We start from the raw sequence: 1,974 nt of genomic DNA on the forward strand, positions 1-1,974 counted from the left end.
GCGGTCGATGTCGGGGCGGGGGGTCGAACTGGCCGACATGGCCACGCCCATGACCGCCAGGGTGACGGCCATGGCGGCGGGCGCCGCAGCCACTGCCCGGCGTCCGGTCGTCTTCAGCGGCGTGAGGCGGCCGAGGTTCATGCGATGTCCGTATAGCGGCGTCTGACGGCGCCGGAAATCAGCGATCTGCATGACCGCCCAATCCGGCGCTTTTCAGACGCGAAGATTACCGTTCCGTGAGGCGGGAACGGCCATCCCCTTCGTCTTAACGGTCGCCCAGGCTGGAGCGCAGCATCCAGGCGGCCTTTTCGTGGGCGGCCAGGCGTTGCGTCATCAGGTCGACCGAGGCCTCGTCTCCGACCTCGTCAGCCGCGTCCAGGGCCGCGCGGGCGGTAGCGATGACCACGCCGTGGTCCTTGATCAGCTCCTTGAGCATCTCGGACGAATCCTTCTCAGGATCACCGTCCTTGATCGAGGTCAGGTTGGCGAAGGCCGAGCCGCTCTGCGGGGCCAGTTCGCCCAGGGCGCGGATGCGCTCGGCGATATCGTCCAGCGCGGCCCAGATCTCGCGGTACTGCTCTTCCAGCAGGTTGTGCAGGCTGAAGAACTCCGGCCCGCGCACGTTCCAGTGATAGCCGTGCGTCTTCAGATAGAGGGCGTAGCTGTCGGCCAGAGCTTTGGACAGTTCGCGCGCGACGTCGGCGCGTTCCTTGGGCTTAAGACCGGTGTCGATGGCGTTCATGACGGCTCCCGTTGGCAGTGCTGGGTGAAGATCAGCCTTGCAGTTAGGTCGTCGCGCCCGCGATCCAAGGGGCGGCGGCGTCCCGTCGCAGCAATCTTCGCCCCTGTAACGCTGAAGCCATGCCCTCGTTGCTTTCGGACAGCGCGCCCCAGCCCTAAACTCAAAGATCACGGATTTGCGACTTGAGAAACCATCGTTTCTCATGGAAGCCTGACGGATCGATAATCAACGGAGATCCGAAGATGGCTCGCTCAATCAAGGCTATTGCATGTGTGACGGCGATCGTAAGCGCGGCTCTATCCACCGCAGCGCTCGCCACGCCATGGTCTGAACCCCTCTACGACTACATCTACTTCAGCGACGCAACCAAGACGGTTCGGGTCGGCTACCATGTGGGCGTCTGTTACAATGGCTATGCTGGCGTAGCTGAATTCGCCACCGGAACGATGACCTCCCACTACGAGCTCATCCGAACCGGCACTTGCACCAGCAAGGGCACCATCTACCAGTAGGCCGCGTGTGAGCGCCCCGGCCTAGGCCGGGGCGACTTCAACTCAGCGCTGGCGCGCCTTGCGAGCGGCGTAGCGCGCGTCGCGGGCCGCCTTCTGCTCTTCCTTGGTCAGTTGCTTGCGTTCCTTGCGGGCGGCGCGCTTGGCGGCGTCGACCTCGTCCTGAGCAGCCATTTCAGCAGCCAGACGGACCGCGTCCTGCTCGGCCTTCTCGCGGCGAACCTCGGCCTTGGCCAGTTCGTGCTGTTGGCGGATCGCCTCCTTCTCGGCGGCGCGCTTTTCGGCCAGTTTCTCGAACTCGGGATCCTGAACCGTCGGCTTCGGCTTGAACCGGGCCAGCAGGGCTTGTTTGGCGTCTTTCTGGGCGGACAGGCGGTCGTTGAAGCCGGTGTTCTTGAGGTCGCGCATGCTGAGAGGCGGGTGTCCTTGATAGGGAATGGAGACGGCGAAAAAGGCCGATCGCCGGAGCGACAGCCATAGATCAGGTCGGAAGGCGCATCTCGACGCGCTCGACCCGGCGCGAGGCCAAAGCCGAATTTCGCGCCGAAATCAAGCTCTACGGCCCGTTTTCATAGGATTTAGCGGCAATAGGGCCGCCAGGACGCAGAATGCGGCCGCACGACGCGGCCGCATTCATTGCTGAGGGATCAGTGCGGCTTCTGGGCGTGACCGACCGCCGCGCCGGCGGCGCCGCCGACCGCCGCCCCGACCGGACCGGCCACC

Annotated in this window: 3 protein-coding genes; 1 reads left to right on the plus strand and 2 read right to left on the minus strand. The window is 64.7% G+C overall.

The window, feature by feature from the left end; all coding sequences use genetic code 11:
* Positions 1 to 265: 265 nt before the first annotated feature.
* Positions 266 to 742 carry a Dps family protein gene (locus tag RT567_RS16285; RefSeq protein WP_313577247.1) on the minus strand — a complete coding sequence of 159 codons (477 nt, stop codon included), beginning with the start codon at positions 740 to 742 and terminating at the stop codon, positions 266 to 268.
* Between the two features lie 242 nt (positions 743 to 984).
* Here RT567_RS16285 and RT567_RS16290 point away from each other — a divergent pair, with 242 nt between their 5' ends.
* Positions 985 to 1,254, plus strand: coding sequence for a hypothetical protein (locus RT567_RS16290; RefSeq protein ID WP_313577248.1), 270 nt, complete (start codon positions 985 to 987; stop codon positions 1,252 to 1,254).
* Positions 1,255 to 1,296: 42 nt separating this feature from the next.
* On the opposite strand, the gene RT567_RS16295 is transcribed toward RT567_RS16290, so the two are convergent.
* The gene (locus RT567_RS16295; RefSeq protein ID WP_313577249.1) at positions 1,297 to 1,659 is read right to left on the minus strand and encodes a DUF6481 family protein; all 363 of its coding nucleotides are present in this window, start codon (positions 1,657 to 1,659) and stop codon (positions 1,297 to 1,299) included.
* Between the last annotated feature and the right edge of the window lie 315 nt (positions 1,660 to 1,974).

Origin of the sequence: Brevundimonas sp. (assembly GCF_032107865.1) — a bacterium.
GTDB lineage: Bacteria > Pseudomonadota > Alphaproteobacteria > Caulobacterales > Caulobacteraceae > Brevundimonas.